At 55.3% G+C, this 517-nt stretch carries 2 pseudogenes; both read right to left on the minus strand.

From position 1 onward, the window contains the following. Nucleotides 1-196 (minus strand): annotated as a pseudogene (locus tag EGI20_RS19005) (phosphate ABC transporter permease subunit PstC); the annotation flags it as partial. 84 nt (nucleotides 197-280) lie between these two features. Then, nucleotides 281-517, minus strand: a pseudogene (locus EGI20_RS19010) (phosphate ABC transporter substrate-binding protein PstS); the annotation flags it as partial.

The following is a 517-nucleotide window of genomic DNA, read 5'->3' on the forward strand; positions in this document are numbered from 1 at the left end:
CGGGATCCCATTCGGTACTGGTCAAAAACCCCCAGCCGAAGTGTTTGAGTGCCGGCAGCGAGCCGACCAGCAGTGAAAACAGAATACCCAGCAGCATGGCCAGCACAAAGAAGGCGAAAAAGCGTGTGCTGATGCGGAACAGGGCATCTATCTGCATCTGGCGTTTCAGATGCGAGGTGTTCTTATATTTTTCCATACTCAATCTACTCTGGCTTAGTCAGGCAAAAAGCCGGGGAGAGTCTCCCCGGCCATCTGCCGCACAGATCCGTGGTGGCCGGGCTTATTTCCAGAGTGCCTGACCATTGCTGGCGGCACTCTGTTTCCACGAGTTGCGCACCTGGTTTTGTACGACGGCAGGCAGAGGCACATAATCCAGATCCAGCGCCATCTTGCCGCCATCCTGATAGGCCCAGTTGAAGAACTTCAGTGCTTCGCTGCTGCCTTCAACCTTGTCGGTCTTTTGCTGCATCAGGATGAAGGTTGCGCTAGAGATAGGCCAGCTCTCCTTGCCCTGGGC

The sequence above is a fragment of the Aquitalea sp. S1-19 genome, from assembly GCF_024343515.1.